Origin of the sequence: Paenibacillus sp. 2TAB23 (genome assembly GCF_052115165.1) — a bacterium.
Classification (GTDB): domain Bacteria; phylum Bacillota; class Bacilli; order Paenibacillales; family Paenibacillaceae; genus Pristimantibacillus.
In genome coordinates this window covers 1-602 of sequence record NZ_JBFRGD010000070.1, presented here as the reverse complement: position 1 = coordinate 602, position 602 = coordinate 1, and the positions used below count along the sequence as shown (strand labels likewise).

Genomic DNA, 602 nt, shown 5'->3' with positions numbered 1-602 from the left:
GCGACGTCCTATACCGTGGACTCGGCGACACAAATCACGGCAACCGCTCCGGCGGGCACGGGAACCGTAGACGTAAGGGTAACGACGCCGGGCGGCACATCAGCTACATCAGCAGCTGACCAGTATACGTACAAAGCTGCACCGACGATCACAAGCATTTCGCCGACGGCGGGTCCGACGTCCGGAGGGACGACCGTCATTTTGACCGGAACGAATCTGTCAGGTGCAACGGCGGTGACGTTTGGTGCAACGGCGGCGACGGGCTTTACCGTAAATTCGGCAACGTCAATTACGGCAACCGCTCCGGCGGGTAGCTCGGGAACCGTAGACGTAAGGGTAACGACGCCGGGCGGCACATCCGCGACATCRGCRGCKGACCAGTATACGTACAAAGCTGCGCCGACGATTACGAGCATTTCGCCGACGGCGGGTCCGACGTCCGGAGGSACGACCGTCATTTTGACCGGAACGAATCTGTCMGGTGCAACGGCGGTGACGTTTGGTGCAACRGCGGCGACGTCCTATACCGTGGACTCGGCGACACAAATCACGGCAACCGCTCCGGCGGGCACGGGAACCGTAGACGTAAGGGTAACGACGAC

The 602-nt window shown here is 61.6% G+C and carries 1 protein-coding gene; it reads left to right on the top strand.

Translation table 11 applies throughout. The features are described 5' to 3' along the window. Positions 1–602: IPT/TIG domain-containing protein (locus tag AB4Z29_RS32330; RefSeq protein ID WP_441946961.1), on the top strand; the 602-nt coding region annotated here is incomplete at both ends.